Origin of the sequence: Kribbella sp. NPDC050820, assembly GCF_040653975.1 — a bacterium.
Classification (GTDB): domain Bacteria; phylum Actinomycetota; class Actinomycetes; order Propionibacteriales; family Kribbellaceae; genus Kribbella.
In genome coordinates this window covers 1-1,719 of record NZ_JBFAHB010000167.1, presented here as the reverse complement: position 1 = coordinate 1,719, position 1,719 = coordinate 1, and the positions used below count along the sequence as shown (strand labels likewise).

Below are 1,719 nucleotides of genomic sequence, written 5' to 3'. Positions count from 1 at the left end.
CCACCCGAGCGCCTGCTCACCCCGCCCCACCCGCCGCCCCAGCGACGGCCGCGAACGCGCCATCGTCCTGGGCGGCGAGGGCTGCCCGGAGATCGTCGAGTTCGCCCCGGCCGAGTTCGGCGCGATGATCGGCATCTCGGCCGGTGCCGCCGCGGACTTCATCGGCCAGGCCCTCGCGCTGCGGCACCGGCTGCCGCTGACCTGGGCGCGGGTGCAGTCCGGTCAGGCGACGCCGTGGAAGGCCCGCAAGATCGCCGCCGCCTGCCTGGACCTGTCCGAGGACGCCGCCCGTACCGTCGACCACCGCGTCGCGAAGGTCGTCGACACCCTCACCCCCGGCCGGCTGGACAGGATCGTCGAGGCCGCCAAGAAGCACGCCGACCCCGAGGCCGCCCGGGCCAAGGCCGCGGAGAGGGCCCGCGAACGCGGCGTCTACCTGGGTCGCTGCGACGAGCACGGCACCAAGAAGATCTTCATCCGCACCGGCTCCGGTGCGGCGATCCGTTTCGACGCCCGGATCACCAGCATCGCCGAAGCCCTCAAGATCCTCGGCGACACCGCCTGCCTGCAGCGCCGCCGCGCCGACGCCGTCGGCATCATCGCCGACCCCCGCTACACCGAAGAACTCCTCCACCAAGCCCACCAACACCTCGCCCCCACCCCACCCACCGCCACGGCCGCTCCCGCCCCCACCACCGCTCCAACCAGTCGCCCCGCCGCTTCGCCCGTCATCCCGGCCGCGGATCAACCCCCAACCCGGACCGCGGCCGCAACCACCCGGTCCGCGGCTCCAGTAGTCGCGCTGGACGTCGATCAGGCCTCAGTCCCGACTGCCGATGCAACCAGTCGGGCTGCGGCTCCAGCCGTAACGGATCAAGCCCCTGCCCCGACTGTCGGCGCGGCCAGCCGGTCCGCGACTCCACCGGTCGTCCCGGCTGCCGGTCAAGCTCCAGCCCTGGCTGCCGACCGGATCAGCGGGGCCGCCGCTGGCCGCGCGATCGACGATGGTGAAGTCACGACCGCCGACCTGGGTCCTGCGCGGACCAAACCCGCGACGCTGGCGCCGGAACGCGGTGCCGAACGCGGTGTTCAGCGCCGTGATCATGCACGGGACGGTGAGCGCTGCGCTGGCTGGCCGGACGAGGATGGCCTGCTGACCGACTGGGGCGAGCCCGGTCCGTACGACGAGGCCGACCGTGACGCGCCCCACCCCGGCGACAGCGATCTCCCCGACCCGTTCGACACCCCGGCCAGGGAACCCATCGAGGCGTTCGACCCCGGCCTGTGCCCCGACCCCGACGACGACGGTCGTCCGATGGACGCCGCCGCCCGCCGCGCCCTGGACGCCCGGCTCGCCCAGATCCGCCACGACGCCCACACCACCCACGCCTCCCCGCGCTCGGGGCGGCCGGGCAGCCGCCTGCGGCCCGGGCAGACCGAGGTCTACGTGCACCTCACCGACCACACCCTCGCCACCGGCACCGGCGTCCTGCGCGCCGAGAACATCGGCCCCCTGCTCGCCACCCAGTTGAGCGAACTCGTCGGCCACGGCCCCTACACCGTCAAACCAGTCATCGACCTCAACGACGCCGTCAGCGTCGACGCCTACGAAATCCCCGACCGGATCCGCGAACGCGTCCGCCTCACCCACCCCGTCGAACTCTTCCCCTACGGCACCCGCGAAACCCACCCCGCCATGGACCTCGACCACATCCAGCC

Annotated in this window: 1 pseudogene; it reads left to right on the top strand. The window is 73.5% G+C overall.

Features of this window, described 5'->3' with window-relative positions:
• A pseudogene (locus AB0H36_RS48030) lies at positions 1-1,719 on the top strand (hypothetical protein); the annotation flags it as partial.